Source organism: Serratia sp. SM04 (genome assembly GCF_040280225.1).
Taxonomy (GTDB): Bacteria; Pseudomonadota; Gammaproteobacteria; order Enterobacterales; family Enterobacteriaceae; genus Serratia; species Serratia sarumanii.
The window spans coordinates 46,443-62,541 of record NZ_JBEOQT010000009.1; the positions used below are offsets into that span (position 1 = coordinate 46,443).

General features: G+C 57.3%; 24 protein-coding genes. 3 read left to right on the plus strand and 21 right to left on the minus strand.

What is annotated here, in order from left to right; all coding sequences use genetic code 11:
* Positions 1–33: 33 nt before the first annotated feature.
* From ABTW55_RS13465 to ABTW55_RS13555, 19 genes are all read right to left on the minus strand, one after another.
* The gene (locus ABTW55_RS13465; protein WP_060424464.1) at positions 34–528 is read right to left on the minus strand and encodes a DUF6631 family protein; all 495 of its coding nucleotides are present in this window, start codon (positions 526–528) and stop codon (positions 34–36) included.
* Positions 525–1,280, minus strand: a complete 756-nt coding sequence (locus ABTW55_RS13470; protein WP_060424466.1) for a hypothetical protein — start codon at positions 1,278–1,280, stop codon at positions 525–527. Before ABTW55_RS13470 ends, ABTW55_RS13465 begins: the two co-directional genes overlap by 4 nt.
* The gene (locus tag ABTW55_RS13475) at positions 1,264–1,467 is read right to left on the minus strand and encodes a hypothetical protein (protein WP_060424468.1); all 204 of its coding nucleotides are present in this window, start codon (positions 1,465–1,467) and stop codon (positions 1,264–1,266) included. The genes ABTW55_RS13470 and ABTW55_RS13475 overlap by 17 nt, the downstream gene beginning before the upstream one ends.
* Positions 1,455–1,901: a hypothetical protein gene (locus ABTW55_RS13480; protein WP_060424470.1), complete on the minus strand. Its 447-nt coding sequence runs from the start codon at positions 1,899–1,901 to the stop codon at positions 1,455–1,457. The genes ABTW55_RS13475 and ABTW55_RS13480 overlap by 13 nt, the downstream gene beginning before the upstream one ends.
* Positions 1,898–2,422, minus strand: a complete 525-nt coding sequence (locus tag ABTW55_RS13485) for a gp436 family protein (RefSeq protein ID WP_060424472.1) — start codon at positions 2,420–2,422, stop codon at positions 1,898–1,900. The genes ABTW55_RS13480 and ABTW55_RS13485 overlap by 4 nt, the downstream gene beginning before the upstream one ends.
* 78 nt (positions 2,423–2,500) lie before the next feature.
* Positions 2,501–3,433 carry a major capsid protein gene (locus ABTW55_RS13490; protein WP_350429257.1) on the minus strand — a complete coding sequence of 311 codons (933 nt, stop codon included), beginning with the start codon at positions 3,431–3,433 and terminating at the stop codon, positions 2,501–2,503.
* Between the two features lie 69 nt (positions 3,434–3,502).
* Entirely contained in the window at positions 3,503–3,880 is a 378-nt protein-coding gene (locus tag ABTW55_RS13495; protein WP_060424476.1) for a capsid cement protein, read from the minus strand.
* Positions 3,877–5,013: a hypothetical protein gene (locus ABTW55_RS13500; protein WP_072269496.1), complete on the minus strand. Its 1,137-nt coding sequence runs from the start codon at positions 5,011–5,013 to the stop codon at positions 3,877–3,879. Before ABTW55_RS13500 ends, ABTW55_RS13495 begins: the two co-directional genes overlap by 4 nt.
* 236 nt (positions 5,014–5,249) lie before the next feature.
* Positions 5,250–5,813, minus strand: a complete 564-nt coding sequence (locus ABTW55_RS13505; RefSeq protein WP_060424479.1) for a phage virion morphogenesis protein — start codon at positions 5,811–5,813, stop codon at positions 5,250–5,252.
* Positions 5,813–7,024: a PBECR2 nuclease fold domain-containing protein gene (locus tag ABTW55_RS13510; protein ID WP_060424480.1), complete on the minus strand. Its 1,212-nt coding sequence runs from the start codon at positions 7,022–7,024 to the stop codon at positions 5,813–5,815. Before ABTW55_RS13510 ends, ABTW55_RS13505 begins: the two co-directional genes overlap by 1 nt.
* A complete protein-coding gene (locus ABTW55_RS13515; RefSeq protein ID WP_080431159.1) occupies positions 7,014–8,528 on the minus strand; it encodes a DUF935 domain-containing protein in 1,515 nt (504 codons plus the stop codon). Before ABTW55_RS13515 ends, ABTW55_RS13510 begins: the two co-directional genes overlap by 11 nt.
* Positions 8,525–10,204: a hypothetical protein gene (locus ABTW55_RS13520; protein WP_060424484.1), complete on the minus strand. Its 1,680-nt coding sequence runs from the start codon at positions 10,202–10,204 to the stop codon at positions 8,525–8,527. The genes ABTW55_RS13515 and ABTW55_RS13520 overlap by 4 nt, the downstream gene beginning before the upstream one ends.
* Positions 10,204–10,755, minus strand: coding sequence for a phage protein Gp27 family protein (locus ABTW55_RS13525; RefSeq protein ID WP_060424486.1), 552 nt, complete (start codon positions 10,753–10,755; stop codon positions 10,204–10,206). The genes ABTW55_RS13520 and ABTW55_RS13525 overlap by 1 nt, the downstream gene beginning before the upstream one ends.
* A 1-nt stretch (position 10,756) precedes the next feature.
* Complete coding sequence (locus tag ABTW55_RS13530; protein ID WP_041033421.1) at positions 10,757–11,053, minus strand: hypothetical protein; 297 nt, start codon at positions 11,051–11,053, stop codon at positions 10,757–10,759.
* 11 nt (positions 11,054–11,064) lie between these two features.
* Entirely contained in the window at positions 11,065–11,367 is a 303-nt protein-coding gene (locus ABTW55_RS13535) for a DUF2730 family protein (RefSeq protein WP_072269495.1), read from the minus strand.
* A 104-nt stretch (positions 11,368–11,471) separates the two neighbouring features.
* Positions 11,472–11,903, minus strand: a complete 432-nt coding sequence (locus ABTW55_RS13540; protein WP_060424488.1) for a hypothetical protein — start codon at positions 11,901–11,903, stop codon at positions 11,472–11,474.
* Positions 11,896–12,510 carry a transglycosylase SLT domain-containing protein gene (locus tag ABTW55_RS13545; RefSeq protein WP_060424490.1) on the minus strand — a complete coding sequence of 205 codons (615 nt, stop codon included), beginning with the start codon at positions 12,508–12,510 and terminating at the stop codon, positions 11,896–11,898. The genes ABTW55_RS13540 and ABTW55_RS13545 overlap by 8 nt, the downstream gene beginning before the upstream one ends.
* A 2-nt stretch (positions 12,511–12,512) precedes the next feature.
* Positions 12,513–12,881, minus strand: a complete 369-nt coding sequence (locus ABTW55_RS13550; RefSeq protein ID WP_060424491.1) for a putative holin — start codon at positions 12,879–12,881, stop codon at positions 12,513–12,515.
* A 375-nt stretch (positions 12,882–13,256) separates the two neighbouring features.
* Positions 13,257–13,613: a hypothetical protein gene (locus tag ABTW55_RS13555; protein ID WP_154610172.1), complete on the minus strand. Its 357-nt coding sequence runs from the start codon at positions 13,611–13,613 to the stop codon at positions 13,257–13,259.
* Positions 13,614–13,831: 218 nt separating this feature from the next.
* Here ABTW55_RS13555 and ABTW55_RS13560 point away from each other — a divergent pair, with 218 nt between their 5' ends.
* On the plus strand, positions 13,832–14,599 hold the full coding sequence (locus tag ABTW55_RS13560; RefSeq protein ID WP_060424493.1) for a DNA adenine methylase: 768 nt from the start codon (positions 13,832–13,834) through the stop codon (positions 14,597–14,599).
* A 22-nt stretch (positions 14,600–14,621) separates the two neighbouring features.
* On the opposite strand, the gene ABTW55_RS13565 is transcribed toward ABTW55_RS13560, so the two are convergent.
* On the minus strand, positions 14,622–14,990 hold the full coding sequence (locus ABTW55_RS13565) for a hypothetical protein (protein ID WP_154610173.1): 369 nt from the start codon (positions 14,988–14,990) through the stop codon (positions 14,622–14,624).
* A gap of 54 nt (positions 14,991–15,044) precedes the next feature.
* Positions 15,045–15,461: a helix-turn-helix domain-containing protein gene (locus ABTW55_RS13570; RefSeq protein ID WP_060424497.1), complete on the minus strand. Its 417-nt coding sequence runs from the start codon at positions 15,459–15,461 to the stop codon at positions 15,045–15,047.
* An 89-nt stretch (positions 15,462–15,550) separates the two neighbouring features.
* Between ABTW55_RS13570 and ABTW55_RS13575 the strand changes: the two genes are divergently transcribed.
* Both ABTW55_RS13575 and ABTW55_RS13580 read left to right on the plus strand, forming a co-directional pair.
* Positions 15,551–15,775 carry a hypothetical protein gene (locus tag ABTW55_RS13575; RefSeq protein WP_041033437.1) on the plus strand — a complete coding sequence of 75 codons (225 nt, stop codon included), beginning with the start codon at positions 15,551–15,553 and terminating at the stop codon, positions 15,773–15,775.
* Between the two features lie 3 nt (positions 15,776–15,778).
* Complete coding sequence (locus ABTW55_RS13580; RefSeq protein ID WP_060424500.1) at positions 15,779–16,087, plus strand: helix-turn-helix domain-containing protein; 309 nt, start codon at positions 15,779–15,781, stop codon at positions 16,085–16,087.
* The last annotated feature ends 12 nt before the right edge of the window (positions 16,088–16,099 follow it).

The following is a 16,099-nucleotide window of genomic DNA, read 5'->3' on the forward strand; positions in this document are numbered from 1 at the left end:
TTTGCAACTGCAGCGCCTCCCGGTAGTAGAGTGTCAACTGGCGGGCGGTGTACTGTCCGAGGCGGTCTGGGTTGTGGCCTGCCCGGATGAGGGTTGCGAAGATGCAGCCGAATCCGACAGTGTCTTCGCCCTGGCCAGTTGCAGCTGCAGGATGCGGGTGGCAGCGCCCATAAAAAAACGCCGATTCACAGCCCACCACCAGTCCATCAGCGCCAGCCCCTCACTCCCCGGCAATGTCTGAACCCACTCAACCGACTGGTCAGTACAATGGGCGATCAGCACCGGCAGCACGGTGGCATGTTTAGCCAGCACCTGCTGTACCTCCTCAAACCGTGGGTATTCGGTCTGCATGACGTCGGCCAGGCTGGCCACCATCGGTGCCAGTGAGTCATGCAGCACCAGCGAATCGACCAGGGTTACCTCGCGGACGGTGATGGGTTTGCCCGCGATAGTGATATCGCGGGTAGACAGCAACACGTCCAGGTCGTTTTCCGGCTCTGCAGCCGGTTTGGGTGCTGCCTTTTTCATGCAACCGGCTCCCCGACATCGATGACACGGCCAAACCGACCCAGCGTTGGATCTGCAGGTTGGGCGTTATCGAACAGTACCCCGGCAGTGGTCTCCAGACCGGCCAGTGAAGTGTCGCCCTGGATCAATGCCAGCGTTGAAACCGGGTCGAACGACAGCTTGTACAGCTCCAGGATTTTTGCCGCGCCGCCTTCAGCCAGGTTGATCCCCTCAAATCGCAACGCGAGATTCTCCGGCTGTGAGGTAAACAGCGTGGTGTTAACGCTGCTGGCGTACTTGTAGTTGACCGACGGTGCGGTGGTTTGGTCGGTCAGGAACAAAATGGCACCGTAGGTGTAGTCCACTTCATAATCCGTGCCTTCAACCAACGTGCCGATCACAACATCACTGATGCGCTGATGGGCCAGGGAATAACGCTCACCTGCAGTGATACCGGCGGGCAGCAGTTCCGCCGTGACAGTGCCGCCGGGAATAGTTACCCGATCGCCGTACAGTACGATGGACAGGTTCTCCGCTGACAGCTCATGCCAGGTACTGGTCACGGTGCCATCTTTACTGGTTGGGAAGCTGCGCACCGTGGTGCGTTGACCGGAGTACGACTCCTTGTGCGACAATTTTTCCACGGTCAGCGCGAGCGCCAGTGCGGATACGTCACCAATCCAGCGCCAGGCTCCCGGGCGGCCGTTCGGTAAACGGCGAGCGAGGAATACCTTGCCCTGGCCGTAGTAATAGGTTTCAACTTGCTGCGCCATTATCCGCCTCCAGTTTGTTGTTACGGCGACCACCCTGGTTGTCGTTGTTCACGACAGGTAATGCCACCTCGATAATTTTTTGACCCCGGAGCCAGTCGGCCTCGGCGTCGGTTACGGTGATAGTTTCACCGGCTGCAACGGCTTTACCCGCGTGGGTATGCGGCTGCAGGAGTTTCACTTCAGGCATCGTCGCCCCCCGATCACATGTTGAACCTGGAACGTGTCCATCCAGAGCAGCATTCCGCCATCAAAATCCAGGACATCACCGCGCAACCACTGCATACCCGTGGCACTGGCGGGCGTCGGACGCCAGCCAATCAGGTGGTCGCGAACTTGCCCGATGAGTGGATTAACCTCATGGGTCAGCCCCTCAGCACCCATTCCATAATTGCGCACGGATATCGCAATCCCGATCACTGCCTCGGCCATCTGAGCGCGGGCACCGTTACCCGGAATGCCGCGCTCTGGCCCCATCAACACATACGCACCCGGCATCGCAAACCCCGACAGGTCGGTGACTTTGCTGTACTCGACGATGGTGCCGATTTGGCTGAATGGCTGTGGGTCGAGCTCCTGCAGCCGCGCGACGACCAGGTTGATATCGAACGGTCCGCTGCTCATTTGCCGTAGTCCCGTAATGTGTCCATGCTGAAGGTGCGGCCCGGTCCGGTGATTTGCGGGGTACCACCTGCAGCGGGCAGCGAATCCCCGAGCCCGAGGCTGAACTTACCGGCGGCCACCTGTTCCAGGAACTTCAGCGCATCGCGGTAGTCACGGACAATCGGATCGGTTTTCTCTTCGGACACGCGGTGCGAATGCAGCTTGTACCGGGTGATGGCGCGCGCCCAACCGGTCAGGATCGACGGCACCTTCGCGAGCGGCAGCTTATAACCGCGTTTTAGCAGGTAGCCATCAACCAGCCCCTGGGTCTCCTCAACGGCATCGCCGATCTTCGCTACTGCAGCCAGTGCGACTTCCACCTCGGCCGGTGGCCAGGACGACGTCTCCTCGCCGCGCAGCAGCGCATCCAATATTTCCGGGCGCGGCATGGGTTTCCCCATCCCGGCGAACGTTTGAGACAACTCAACCGCGCCGGGGCGCTCCGCTAATTCAGCCAGCGAGATGTACCAGGTCAGAGCCATAACTCTCTTCCTCAAAACCACTCTCCCGCATGGCCAGCGTTCAAACTGGCCATGCGTATCGATGCAAACCGAATGGGCTTACGCAACTGCGACGGCGTTCTGGAAGAAATAGCCGCAGTCAGGCGCCACAATCAGCTCGCGAACACGTTCGCCCACCCGCACGCGCTGTCCGCCGGTCAACCCCATATCCGGATCGGGAATAGAGCCGGATACGCGGTTGCCGAATTGCGCGGTAAAGCCAAAGGTGACGCCACCCTGGGTATCCGCCAGCTTGTTGCGGTAGATGAACGCGGCATGGTTCGCCCAGGCACGTACCAGCACCGGCTTTTGACCAGGGCGGGCAATGTTGACGAACGCACTGCCGATCAGAATGTCGTCCAGTTCAAGCAGGTCGCGCAGGAACTGCAGTGGCACCAGGCCGTCTTCGCCCATCGTGCCGTTGTACGCCTTCACTACCGACGGGTTCTGCCGCAATGCGGTTGCCGTTGCACGGCCAAACACGGCCACGTTCGGGCGCATGATCATCTTGTCGAGCGCAGTGGTAATTTTCTTGATTGGCTTGCTGGTGTCGTTGCTCCACTGGTCAGCGGTAGCCAACGTTTCCTTATTACCGGTCGCATAGTTCGCTGCGTTGAAGACTTCTTTACTGGTACGCACTTCACGGTCCAGCAGGATCAAATCGGAGGTGCGCTCTGCAGCACGCCCCAATGGATCGTAATTCGCCGGCGCATTATCAATGTCCGACTGCGGCACCGGCGCATCCAGGCCATAATCGTTGGTCGACGAGGTTTCTTCTTCCGCATTGAATTCGACCTGGTTGGGCTGCGAAGTGCGACCCACGTTGGTGTTCGGTACGGTAAAGCCCTGACCGAGGTCGTACTTCCACCACTTGAACTCAGCTTTACCGACCGGGACGCGAGGCAAAACGTCATCGGCGATCATGCTGGTGTTGCGGTACGCGATGGCGATGGCCGTCAGGTGCGGGTCAATAGGAAGCGGTGCTTTTGACATACTGTCACTCTCCAAAAAAGGGATTAGATGCCGGTGTTACCCGGCGAAAAATCTTCGGGCTAAGCCGGGTTAACCGCCCGCAGGGGCCGCCGCCAGTTGACCGGGCGCAATCCACACCGAACCGAGGTCGTCTTCCGCACCGGCGTATTCAGCAAAACCGATGTAGAAGTTACCCGCAGCAGCAGGAACGGCACGGCCTTCGTCATCGGCCGTCAGCGGTTGCCCGACGGTGACGTCAGCGCCATAACGAACAATCGCCAGGCCGGAGCGGATCACGTCCGCCGCTTCACCGATATCGTTGCCGATAGCGCTGGTGACACCGATGATGAGTTTGCTGCCGTCAACGGCCGGGGTGATTTCGTCATCCACGGTACCGTGCATGACCAACTGGCGCGGCAGCGTTGCTGCCTCTACCTTGTGCGCGGTGATCAGAACCGGAATATTCATTGCTGAGCTCCTTTCTTCACGTAATTGACGGCATCGGTATAGGAAACCGTGCGACCCTTTTGTGCCTGTTCAGCGACATAGGCGTTGGCGGCGTCTGCCACGACGGTAACGTCGGCAAAATCCAGCGCGGCACCGTCTTCCTGACGCGTTTTCTCGCTGAAATCTACCACCTTGGGCTTTTCATTCAGCACATCGCGCAGCAGCTCTTCCGGCGTTTTGTTCACCGTGGTTTCACCGTCAGCGAAAGACAGTGGCGCGCTGTCCAGGCTGAGCAGAACCTCAACCACACCCGTTTTTTGGCGCGGCAGAATGGAACCGGCTTTCACCAGGCCATCGGCATAGCTGACGATCGCTTCGCGACGTGCTTTCGCTTCGCGTTCCTTCGCAGCTTCTTCATCTTTGCGTAATTTGGCTTCACGCTCTGCCAGCTCTGTTTCGCGCTGGGCGAGTGTCTCCGCCGTAACGGGGGTCTTTTTGTTCGGGTCCACATTGGTCTCCTCGGCATACGCCAATGGTGAGATACGAGAGTCATCCACCGCATTGGCTGCGATCTCTTCGAGGGTTCGCAGACGCCACTGCGGCATCAGTTGGTCGGCACGTTCAGCGCCATCTTTTTCCACGATGTAATCACGCACACCGCGCAATAAGTCGGTCAGGACTTCGGTTTCCCAAGGAATGGCGAACGACACCGGGGCATCGTCACCTTCGGCATATTCTGCGAACTCGGCATCCGGCAAGCCTTTTACGCCGGGAGGAACAGCCCCCAGGAAGCCAACGTGGCGCGGATAAAAGTGGCCCGGCTTAGGGTTGCCTGGTGTGTTCGGAAGGTAAAACGACAGCGAACGTTTTTTGTAGCTGCCCGCATTGAAAGCTTCGGCAAACGCCGGGTTCACCTGGTGCGGCTCGGTATACAAGAAACCGTCGCGATACTCGAAACGGCGAGACCAGCCGTAGGACGGCGCGGTCAGTTTGGGATGCCCGATCACAAAAGGGGCTTCAGACAGGGTCGGATCATAGCTGTTGGCCATGTCGATGCAGTCTTCGGCCGTTAGCGTCATGGTGCGCCCATCCATCGCGGTATGGGTACCTGGCGCAAAAACAGCGAGTGTGGCGGTAGAGGTTTGGGTGGTCATCGTTATCATCCGTCAGACGTGCAAGAACGTTACGGAGTGATAATGGCGAATTGCAGCACGGGGGTAATCTGCCCTCGGACAGATAATAATGGGGTGGAAGCGAAAGTCGGGGTTAGCGCGGGAGATGAACTGCGCCGATAGCCGTATTAGAACGTATTATAATACGGCTCGGCAACAGGATTGGTGCCATCATGCCACAGAACGTCTCTGAGGCCGTTACAGCGCGTTTGCGGCGGTCACGGATTTAATTGCCGTTGCAGGTAATTCTTCGCCAATTCGACCAGGCGATCACCTTGCTCGGCAGATACCCCCAACCAGGGGCGGGCCGGAATGGTGACCGTGTGCGCCGGGAGAGTATGCCACTTGGCCAGATTGGACTTCGATTTGCGAAAGAACCGGTTATCGACCTTGCCGTTCTTCTTCTGCCGATAGTACGCCTGCTGGCTCCGCGCAGCGATTTCTATAGTGCCTCCAAACTGGTGGATGGCACCGTACACCCGGTCGGTACCGAACAACAGCTCCTCGGCGTTGACCTGCCACCGTAGCGTGTTACGCAGTGGGCCATCCAAGGTCAGGATTTTGTCCTTGTTTTTGCGCTTGCGCTTTTTGTAACGCGGCGATAGATCCGTCCAGGGCTCCCCGTCCGGGGACTTTTGCTCTCTGAACCGTTGCTGGTGAAACTCCAGCAGCTTCTCGCCCATACCAGCCAGCAACGGCGCGGGGTCAGCCAGCGCCGCCTGGGTGCTGAGCAGCGTATTCAGCGCATCCTGATAGTCAAACGTCAGCGTTGCACCGGCCATCACTCGTCTCCTCGCTGATACAGCATCACGCCCTGGCGCATTGACTGCAGCAGGGCATCGTCGGTGGAGACATTTCCGGCCCAGCCGTCAGTGCCGGTCTCGAATATCACCGACACCGGATCAGGCTGGCCAGCAACCTCAACACGCGCCAGGTACCGACGGTGAACCACCGCTTGATCCATGCCGGGTTGCCAGACCACTTGTGCCCATATTTCATCGGGAACCTGGATAGCCTGCGCCAACAGCAGCAGTTGGTCTGCAGCATCATTTATCTGGCCCGCGCCGTCACGGGCAGCAAACATCTCGGCACCGATGGCGATACGCTGGCCAGCGGCATCACGGAAGGCAACAGGCTGTGTAGTTGTCGCGCCAAAGATATTGAGAAATGCCTCTGGACCATTCCCTGTTGAAGCTGGATCACGCGCTGGACGTGGCGAAGATAGCGGCGGCGCTGGCGGCGTTTCATTGGGTGCTGCAGGCGCAGTGGGTGAACCGTCTCGTGGTGATGGCACCTGGCTGAAATATTTGCTGCGGCCCGGCGTATGCTCGAAGCCGGGGTCAATGCCCTCGGGCACAAACACCGTGCGCGGCCCGCCTGGGCTGCGTTGCCCGATGGTGCGCTGCACGAACTTGATGGTCGGTGCAGTATCCGGCCCGGCTTTCCCCATGCGTTTAAGGTCGTCCTCCGTGCGGGCAATCACGCTGCACTGACAACCCCAGGCGTTGATCGGGAAATGATACACCCACCAAGGGTCGTCCCAGCGCAGCACCATACCGTTCCAAGCCAGATGCTCTTCGCGCGGCTCCTCGACGACGTCGCTATGGACGTACTCCCAGTAGGGGTGGGAATCCCGCATGGCCATCAGTTGCTGGAAGCGACCTGCCATATACGATGACCGGAGATTGGTTTCGTAAATGACGCGGGAGCGCCATTCAAAGCCGCCTTTGTAGCTCCAGCCGTAACGCGCAACGATGCTGGCAAAGTCCTTACGGAAGTCGGCCAGCGTGCGCCCGTCGGCGATGGCGCGTTCAATCGCCTGGCGAAAGTCCGCCAGCAGATCGTCGCGATTGGCCCCGGCCACCATAAACTCGTTGTCATGCTCGGCACCGTAAACATCCGTCCAGGCATCGGTTTTGGTATTAAGCTTGCGTTGGAAAAAGGCAATCTGCTCGCGGAACGGCAGCGAGCCGTAGGCAACATTACCGGTCATTCATTTCCTCCAGCAATTCATAGCGACCCGCCAGCGCGGCGGCAGACATCGCCTGTGCCATCACCTCGGCGTACTGTTCCAGGTCCATGTCCGGCAGTAGTTTATCCAGGCCGTCGCGCAGCGCCTCCAGTGACTCGGCATTATCGACCAACTGCTGCAGCTGCGCCATCCAGCCATCGGTGGTCGGTGCCAACTCACGATTTAGACGGTTGGCCATCGCGGCCGGAGCGTCAGGTTGATGGCTGTGTTCAGCGAATTCGACGTTGGCTTTCGCACCTGCGGAGAGTGGCGTTTCAACAGCCGGTTTCGGCTCCCACTCGCCGCCATAGGTTTCCTGGGTGCTTGCCAGCGTTGGGCGGAACCCGGTGGTTTCACTGATGGATTTGTCACGCTCTGCGCGCGCTGCCAGGTCTTCTGGATCATCAAACACGCGGGAGACAATAGGCACGGCAGCACCGGGGAAATTGAACTCGGTCAGCCATCTGCCCGGACCACGGTTCCACGATTCGCAGATCACATCCGCATCGGATTTGGCGATCGACGTGAGGATTTTGTCCTGCAGAGACTCGTCGCCGCCAATGCCTTTTGACGCGCCGCCGGAGCTGGAAATCTGTCCGACCACCACACGTCGGATGGCCTCATTCATGGCGTTATACATCGCCTGGTAATCGGCAGCGCCCGAGCGCGACGCGCCCAGCATTTCTATCGCCATGCCCTCCGGCATGATGACACCGCTGTCAGTCGAGATGGCGCGCGTCAGCGCCAACAGGTTACGTTTCTGCTCTGGTGTCGCGCCCTCCGGGTGCTTGCCCGCGACGGTCGGCATACCGAACTTGTCCAGGAAGATCAGCCAGAACTTGATGTCGTTACGTTTGAAGAACGTGGGCCAGTAGAGCCAGTGCGCCAGGCCCATGCCGTAGGGTTCGTCGTCGTGGTCAGCGCCGGTCGCGAACGACCAGAAGTACGGTGCCGGGCACGCCTCACCGACAGTCATATTCTGCGGTGTCAGCAACCGCAGCTCGCCTGTCGGGCTGAAGCGGAAGCGCCGACGGTCACGAACCTTGATCTCGTCGAACCACAACAGGTTGTCGCGGACCCCGTAAATCAGTTCGGCAACCGCATAGCCGTAAAACACGCCGTAGTGCATCAGACGGGTGATGCGGTCAAAGCCCAGACTATCAATCTGCTGGCGCATGGCGTCGGCGGCTTCGATATCAATCGGCCGTTCACCACCGGCTTCGACCTTAATCTCGCGGGAGATCAACGCATCCTGGCGCTGGGTGAACGCGGACTTTACCTCCTCGTCGCTCAGTACCTCACGGTAAATTTTGAGGTCTGGCGCACCGCGACTCTGCAGAACGCTGTCCTCTGCGAGCGCCAACGCACCGACCCACGGGCGGGTAATGTCGCGGCCGTCGCCGGTGGACGCAAACTCCTGACCCAGTTGCGGACGCGGCATGGCAGGCGTTGCCTGGCCTGGACGGCGTCGGTTTTTACGGCTCATATAAATCCTCCAAAGTCATTCAATCCGCGCACCGTACCGAAGCCGGTATCCGTCAACTCGCCGCCTCCTGTAGAGCCATAGCCCGACAGCACCTGATAAACCGGCCGTGCGCCGGTGGATTCAAAAGTGATCTCCGCCGCCAGGTTGAGCGCAGCATAGTTGCCCAGGCAACCGGCAATCGCCGAGTCACCGTGGCGCACCAGCTCCGGGTCTTTCAGGTCTTTGCGTTCCAGCGCCGTCACCATCTGAATGCCGTCGACGGTTTCTACTGTCCGCAAATCCTGGGCGATGTTCTCGTCGCGCGGCAGCTCGATCATGTTGTCCTCGAACAGCTCGGTGAACTTGGGCATCCATACCCCGTACCATTTGCGGTTCAGCGTGATTTCGGCGATGCGCGGGCGGCCAAAATGGTCTGCGGTGTACTCGGCCAGCACCATGCCGGGGCCGGTAGCATCCATTGCGCCGCCAGACTGACGCGGCAGATTTTTGATGAACCAGAACAGGATTTGCTGCTGCAGGCCGGACGGGACATTGTTCAGTTCGATGGCGAACGGTACGACGCGGCGCAGCTGTTCGGTGATTTCAACCGGCCAGATCACCGAGAAGTGGCGGTGGCGGGCAAAGTCCATACCGAACACATGCCGCAACTGCGGGTTCAGGCACTCGGCCATGACCGGCTGCAGATACTCTTCAATCCAGGCATTACCCCATGATTCGCGCTCAACCTCGGTCTTGTTAATAAAGTCGTCATCCAGTGCCAGGCGCAGCACCGGCCGCTCGTCGGGCATTGCTCGTTCGATCCAGACGCCGGGAATACATACGCCGTTTCCGTCGCGCGGGATGGCATCCAGCTCCTCGCGCATCGCCGCTTTGCGCGGGCCATAGGCGTTGCGTATACGGCTGTACCACGCTTTCTTCCCCTCAATCGTGGCGGTCTCACCCTTCATCGCACAGACACGCTCGTAGAGGCCGTTGGCCACGGCATCATCGAACGTGACGGTAAACACCGCCGCATCATTGCCATAGCGCCCGGCCTCAATGTCGGTACAGAACTGATTGAACGGGTTATTTTTGCCGTTATGTGAACTGATGATGACGATTCGCCCCCCCCAGATCAGCAACGCAGTTGCAGCATCCAGCACGCCCTGGACATCCTGGTGGAATGCCGCCTCATCGATGACGACCACACCCTGCAGGCCACGGATGTTGGCCGGGCGTGAGGACAGAGCGGCCACCTGGAAACCGCTAGCGAATCGCACGCGGTAGGCCGTTATCATGCGGGTGTTGCCCTTGTCGTCCTGGTCCTCGAACAAGAACTCCTCGATCGCCGAAACCTCTTGTGCTTGTTGTGCGGCAATCACGCGGGCGAATTTGGCCACGTAGCCGATAAACTCCAGGCCTTTCTCTTTGGTGTCGCCGATGTAGTAGACGTTATCGCCGCCAGCAGCTTTCTGCGCACCGGCAATCAGCGTGGAGTTGAGCCCCCAGGCGAACGTGATGCCGGTTCGACGGCCTTTCGGGATAGCCAGAATGGACACGTCATAACTCAGGCATTCAGCCTGGTGCGCCATCAAAACACCGTCCTCGAACGGGTTGAAGGCAAACGGGATGTCACGGGCGCGGGCGGGTAACTCGTCCCATTCAACGGTACGGACCGTGGAGGCTAACGGTTTCATCACTTGATCCCCAATACGCGCTCACGCCAGAACTGCACCTGGTCTTCGCTCAAGCCCTGGGCGCGGGCGGTTTCCTGCAGGTTCTCTTCCTGCTCTTTCAACAGACGCTCGCGGGCGGCGCGCTCAATTTCTCGACGCTCGTCGAGGCTGGCCTTACGGGACTGCAGAACATCTTTAGCCGCGCGTGCCAGGTGACGCACGGTATCGATATCTGGATCGGCTTCTTGCTGCGCTGTGAATGCGGCATGGGTGGTCAAGGTGGTGACGGCCTGAACCATCAGCGCCCCCGCGCGGTCGTCCGGGTTTTCGCCCAGCTCGCTCACCAGCAGGCGTGCCATCTGGTCCTGCTCGCGCATGCGGCTGACCATCTCGCCGAATGATTGTTTATAGCGGCCCAGCGCGCTGCGACTCGGGGTTTCATCCGTATCAGGGAAGTGCTGGCGAATATCCTCCAGCAGCTCATCCAGCGTCAGCTGGTCTTCACGCAAGCGGCGTTCGATATGCGCCCGAACGTCGGTCGGCAACTTGTGAATGGTCGATTTACGGCCCATCTCAGCCTCCCGCGCCAGGGCGTTTGACACCGTGGACAATGGCGCGACCGGCAGCGACATCGGCACCGCGCTCGGTGAGGCGTGCGACCAGCACGGTCTCGATATCGTCGATACGCACCAACCCTTGCTCCTCGAGCCAACGTAACTCGGTCTTGACCTGGTCACGGCTCGGAGCATGGCCATAGCGCGTCAACGCCTGGTAAATCACCGAACTGTTGGAGCTGTAGCTCGGCATCTCGGCCAGAAAGCGCAACATGACCAGGCGCTGGTCTTCGCGCAGGAAGTCGGCAAAACTCATGGTGTCCTCCGTTATTTCTTCTGCAGCAGATAGGCTTCGATGTTCTCGGTTCGCCGATAGGTCGCGGCCATCTGCTCTTGCATCCCATGCATCTGTGCCTCAGCGCGGCTCAGCTTGCTGATGAGTTCGGTGATCTGCGACTGGGTCGGTACCTGTTTCACCTGCGCTTCCAGCGTGGTGATGCGGGTGCGCAACTCCAGCAGCTCTTTCTGGCTGGCCGATTGACGGCCAATCAGCCAGGTATATACGCCGACGACGGCCATCACTGCCCATTGCAGAAATGCCCAGTCGAACCTCAATTCATTAATTGCCACAACTACCCCCTTGAACACATTGAATAATATTGGCCAGCCGACCGGCGCAGACGCCGTACTGGTCGTAAACCGTTTTCAGCGCGACGACGGCGGCGTCGGCGCTGTTATCGTCCGGCAGCGCCGGTGGCGGGCACCGTACCGCCAGTTCGGCCGGTAATACCGTTTGTTGTGGCGGCAGCAGCACGCTGCTGGGCGGCGGCGAGTTGCTGCATGACGTCAGCGTCAAACACACAATTAGCGCGGCCAGATGCGGTTTTTTTGAGGGCATCGCGGATCTCCCGAGTGGATTGGTCATCGGCAGCCGCGCGGTCAGCGATCTGCTGCGCCAACTGCTGGCTGGCGGCATTGGCCTGGGCTGTCAGCGCTTTAGTACCGGCAATAAACTGGTTGAGGGCATCGGCGGCTTGCTGAGTCTGGCCTCGGGAACATTCCAGGCGCGCATCTGCCATCCCTTGCTTGTGGCCAGCCTCGAATCCCCCCCAAACGATCACGCCCCAGACGGCATAACGAGCAATGAATTTCAGCCAGTCACTCATGACAGACCCCCGAGCCCCAGCCAGCCCGCTCATAGAGCGGTTGCCACGTGTAAATGATGCGAACCGGGTAGCCCCGGTTCTCACGGAAATTGGCGCTGGAACGCCCGGCGTTCACGCTCTCGACCACGTTCCAATATCGACCGGCGTCAAGGCCGCGCGAAGCCGCCTGCTTGCGGTCACGCTGCACCCAGCCCAGTCCGCCGTTATAGGCGGATAGGACGTAGGCCCAGCGGTCGCATTCGGTCGCTGCAGTGATACGGTCATAGTGCCAACGGTCATAGGTCACCAGCGCCCGCATCGCCCAGGCCGGGTTTAACGGCTGATTGTCGCCGAGGCTTTTGGGGTAGATGCCCGCAATCCAGCCCGCCGTCGCAGGCATAAACTGCGCCAACCCAAGTGCGCCAACGGGCGATTTTGCCGTGGCGCGCCAGGTCGACTCCTGATGGATTTGACCGGCGAACGTCGCCACCGGCGCATCCAGCCCCCAGACCACGCGGGCGTTGCGGGTCAATTCGCGCTGATATTGCCGCGCATCCTCAGGGATGGCAGCGGCTACCGGGTGGCAAGCACTGAGCAGCAGAAACAGACCAGATAACAGGCATCGCATGCTTATAACCCCATCGTGACGCCGATACAGATGGCGGAAACAATCAGCGCTCGGCGCAGCAGCACGGCAGCGAACACCAGCTCGTAGCCGGTCGCGACAGGGAACTCCGGTTCGTTGCGTCCAGATGGGACCGGCGGTTTACCCAGGGTATTTTTCCAGTCGTCGATTAGGTAGCTGCCGGGACTGGCATACGGGAATAGTGCGCGGTCGAGGTGATAACCGAGGATGGCGGCGATAGACACCAGCGATAATTTGTACAGCGTGACGCCGAGCTGCATCGGCGAAACGATAGCGATGGCGACCAGCAGAACGACGGCGAGGATGATCCAGTTGCGCAGGCGCTGGTGACGGACTTTGTGAAATAGTGACATGATTTTTTCCCTACTGATTTGTTCTGCCTGAGGGCAAATGAGTGTAGGGGGAGTATGTGTTAACTTGGAGGAGGAGTAATTTGCCCTAGGGCAGATTATACAATGCGTAGGCAGAACCAAAATAGAGGCTGTTTATAACCTATCTATATACCATGCCCAGGAAAATAAAATGTTATCAAAACCCCATCAAAACCCATATCACGACGCGGATGCAAACCTAATCCAACGCATAAACACATGTGATTCAAGTGACATTTTTTTAAGCTATTTTACACCAGAGATGAAAACCGACTTACGTGATGCGCTTGATGGAAGGACAATTGATGATGCGGACTATGTCAAGCTCATCGCCCGCATAAATCATGGATAGTTTATTCAATCTGCCACAGAAGGATTGCTATCATTTGATGAAGAAGGCCGCCTAATTTCAATGCATTGATCTAAAATAGACTTCCAGAATGTCACGCTTGAACCCGTAAATTTATTAATTAGATGCTCCATATGAGGATGCTCAGAAAAATATGACGAATAGCGCTCCAAAATATCAATACCTAGAGTGCCACCGAGCTTTCGCCAAATTGCATCTATTTTTTCTGGCTCAGGCTGGGCAAGAAGCAAACAAGTAATCATTGCCTGGTGAATCTCGTGACTAATTTGAAAATCTGTCAGACTTACCTCCAATTTATCCAGACGTTGCTGTAATACATGCAGTTTTTCTTCATCTTTCGACATACGAGCCTCTAATTCTCTGTCCTAGGGCAAATTACAATCAGGTAGTGGCCAGACAACAATACTCCCGAAGAGAGAAAGAGCGGCCTGTCAGGTGGTGGAACACCCGGCAGGCCATCAACACCACAGCTTAGACCTGTGAGTCGACCCAGGGCTCAGTCCGTCTCGCGAGACAGATTAAGCCTACTGCATTTTCATCATATGAAAAAGGCTTACAGTTTATGAAATCGACCCCGATCATACCTTGGGTGGGTGGCAAACGCCGCCTGGCAAAAAAAATCTTGCCTCAGTTTCCCGAACACACCTGCTATGTTGAGCCATTCTGCGGCGCGGCTGCACTGTACTTCTTGAAAACACCCAGCAAGGTCGAAGTGATCAACGACATCAATGGCGAACTGGTGAATCTGTATCGGGTGATCCAGCACCACCTGGAAGCGTTCATTCAGCAGTTCAAGTGGGCGCTGGTGAGTCGGCAGATGTTCGAATGGTTGCAGATCACGCCAGAGGTAACGCTGACAGACATTCAGCGCGCTGCACGATTTTACTACCTGCAGAAGCAGGCGTTCGGCGGTAAGGTCGAGGGGCAAACCTTCGGCACGGCAACTACGTCGCCTCCACGATTTAATCTGCTGCGGATTGAGGAGGATTTGTCACAGGCCCATATGCGGCTGGCGCGTACCTGTATTGAGCACATGGACTGGGCCAAATGTATCCAGCGCTATGACCGGCCGCATACGCTGTTTTACTGCGACCCACCTTACTGGCAGACCGAGGGCTATGGCGTCGATTTTGAGTTCGAGAACTACGTGGTGATGGCTGAGTTAGCCAGGTCGATGGCGGGCAAAATGCTGATCTCAGTGAACGATACCCCTGAAATGCGGGCAGTTTTTTCGGGGCTTCATATGGAGAGCGTTAGCATTCATTACACTTTGCAGGGTGTTGGCAGATCGGCATCGCGACAGAAAGAGCTCGTTATTAGAAATTGGTGATAGAACGGCGCTAAATGCGCCGTTATTTCTGAACCGCATACTCACAGACGTCCCAAGCCAAATTAGTAATGAATTCAAAAGCCCCATCTTTTGCCACATAGGTCACTTCATTATCACGGATATAAAACTTCTCAAACCCGTTATATCCACCATACCCATTTTTAGCATTCACTAAGCCGCAAAGCATCTTGATTTCTCCGGTAGCCGGGAATTCCTTTATCACTTTAATGTCTGCGGAGTATGGGTCCTTAAGAGTACTTAACAACAGGTTTTTCATCTGCTCACGAGATTCAGTCCGCAATGACTTTTCGTCTGCATGTGAAGTAGAAATACCTACCAAGCCAGTACATATGAGAAGCAATTTTACATATTTCAATTTCGAGTTGCTCATGTCTACCCATCCAATATCAACCAAAACGAATAAACCGTTCCCAATGAGAACAAATTAGCTCGCATTTTTTTTCTTCTGAAGTTCAGAAGAGAGCTCGTTTACTTTTTTCTCAAGTTCGATCATTCGCTGTTTTTCCTCAGCGCTTCGCATTAAATCTTTCCTTACTTCAGGATCTAACTGGTTCATCAGTTCCAACAATGTCAGGTCAGAACGGGAAAAGATCACATCTGCATTTGCTGGAGCTTGCTTATCAAGCATAGCCTGCCCACGACCTGTAAGTAGCCAATCTAGCGAATATCCCCGCTCTTCAGACAGGCTTATGCAAATTGAATAAGGTATAGAATCGCGCTTTCTCCAGCTTGCAAGGGTTTGCCGATTTACATCTAACATCCGGGCCAGCTCACTATCGTTTCCGGCTCCAAGTAGTTCCATTAAGCGCGCCAAGACCGCGTCCACACTGTTTTTATTCATATTGCATAAAACTCACTTGATTTATTTGTTACGAATAAGTACGCTTATTCGTAATGTTTACACAATAACCCAATAGGAACAACCAAGCTATGAACAAACGACAGATTCAGGCTCGTCTGATTGAGCGTGGTAGTAACTTTCGCCAGTTCGCGCTTGGTGCGGGTTACGAGCCGCGCACTGTCACTCAGGCGGTGAGCCGTTGGGCCGGTAAAAAAGAGCTACCGCGAGGCAGGCTGACGTACAAGATTTTGCGAGACCTGTCTGTCGCAATTGGCGGGGAAGTCACCCCTGGCATTCTCGGTAATGTGGAGTAAAGCATGAGCAAGAAACCCGGCACCTCATCATCGGCAACTCGCACGTTGCGTGTGCTGATTGCCCTCAAAGGCTACACGATGACTGGCCTGTCAAACGGCGAGCTGGCCAAGGCGTTGAACGTCTCACCGGCCAACATCAGCCGCGACTTAGCCACCCTGGTGGACGTCGGCCTTGTAATTCAACTCGACAACGGCCGCTACGCGCACAGCATCCAAATGTTGCAGATCGCCACGGCTCACGCCGAGCACATGTCCCGCATGCAGGCCCGCATGAATGAAACCACCCAGCGCATCATGGCTGGAACACGTTAGGAGATAGAGACA

Excerpts from the sequence above, each read along its gene's own strand:
- ABTW55_RS13510 (WP_060424480.1), bottom strand. The coding sequence starts at position 7,024 with ATGACCGGTAATGTTGCCTACGGCTCGCTGCCGTTCCGCGAGCAGATT.
- ABTW55_RS13515 (WP_080431159.1), bottom strand. The coding sequence starts at position 8,528 with ATGAGCCGTAAAAACCGACGCCGTCCAGGCCAGGCAACGCCTGCCATG.
- ABTW55_RS13505 (WP_060424479.1), bottom strand. The coding sequence starts at position 5,813 with ATGGCCGGTGCAACGCTGACGTTTGACTATCAGGATGCGCTGAATACG.
- ABTW55_RS13575 (WP_041033437.1), top strand. The coding sequence starts at position 15,551 with ATGAACAAACGACAGATTCAGGCTCGTCTGATTGAGCGTGGTAGTAAC.
- ABTW55_RS13525 (WP_060424486.1), bottom strand. The coding sequence starts at position 10,755 with ATGGGCCGTAAATCGACCATTCACAAGTTGCCGACCGACGTTCGGGCG.
- ABTW55_RS13565 (WP_154610173.1), bottom strand. The coding sequence starts at position 14,990 with ATGAGCAACTCGAAATTGAAATATGTAAAATTGCTTCTCATATGTACT.
- ABTW55_RS13550 (WP_060424491.1), bottom strand. The coding sequence starts at position 12,881 with ATGTCACTATTTCACAAAGTCCGTCACCAGCGCCTGCGCAACTGGATC.
- ABTW55_RS13465 (WP_060424464.1), bottom strand. The coding sequence starts at position 528 with ATGAAAAAGGCAGCACCCAAACCGGCTGCAGAGCCGGAAAACGACCTG.
- ABTW55_RS13500 (WP_072269496.1), bottom strand. The coding sequence starts at position 5,013 with ATGACCACCCAAACCTCTACCGCCACACTCGCTGTTTTTGCGCCAGGT.
- ABTW55_RS13545 (WP_060424490.1), bottom strand. The coding sequence starts at position 12,510 with ATGCGATGCCTGTTATCTGGTCTGTTTCTGCTGCTCAGTGCTTGCCAC.
- ABTW55_RS13470 (WP_060424466.1), bottom strand. The coding sequence starts at position 1,280 with ATGGCGCAGCAAGTTGAAACCTATTACTACGGCCAGGGCAAGGTATTC.
- ABTW55_RS13540 (WP_060424488.1), bottom strand. The coding sequence starts at position 11,903 with ATGAGTGACTGGCTGAAATTCATTGCTCGTTATGCCGTCTGGGGCGTG.
- ABTW55_RS13530 (WP_041033421.1), bottom strand. The coding sequence starts at position 11,053 with ATGAGTTTTGCCGACTTCCTGCGCGAAGACCAGCGCCTGGTCATGTTG.
- ABTW55_RS13520 (WP_060424484.1), bottom strand. The coding sequence starts at position 10,204 with ATGAAACCGTTAGCCTCCACGGTCCGTACCGTTGAATGGGACGAGTTA.
- ABTW55_RS13480 (WP_060424470.1), bottom strand. The coding sequence starts at position 1,901 with ATGAGCAGCGGACCGTTCGATATCAACCTGGTCGTCGCGCGGCTGCAG.
- ABTW55_RS13475 (WP_060424468.1), bottom strand. The coding sequence starts at position 1,467 with ATGCCTGAAGTGAAACTCCTGCAGCCGCATACCCACGCGGGTAAAGCC.
- ABTW55_RS13570 (WP_060424497.1), bottom strand. The coding sequence starts at position 15,461 with ATGAATAAAAACAGTGTGGACGCGGTCTTGGCGCGCTTAATGGAACTA.
- ABTW55_RS13485 (WP_060424472.1), bottom strand. The coding sequence starts at position 2,422 with ATGGCTCTGACCTGGTACATCTCGCTGGCTGAATTAGCGGAGCGCCCC.
- ABTW55_RS13495 (WP_060424476.1), bottom strand. The coding sequence starts at position 3,880 with ATGAATATTCCGGTTCTGATCACCGCGCACAAGGTAGAGGCAGCAACG.
- ABTW55_RS13580 (WP_060424500.1), top strand. The coding sequence starts at position 15,779 with ATGAGCAAGAAACCCGGCACCTCATCATCGGCAACTCGCACGTTGCGT.
- ABTW55_RS13490 (WP_350429257.1), bottom strand. The coding sequence starts at position 3,433 with ATGTCAAAAGCACCGCTTCCTATTGACCCGCACCTGACGGCCATCGCC.
- ABTW55_RS13555 (WP_154610172.1), bottom strand. The coding sequence starts at position 13,613 with ATGTCGAAAGATGAAGAAAAACTGCATGTATTACAGCAACGTCTGGAT.
- ABTW55_RS13560 (WP_060424493.1), top strand. The coding sequence starts at position 13,832 with ATGAAATCGACCCCGATCATACCTTGGGTGGGTGGCAAACGCCGCCTG.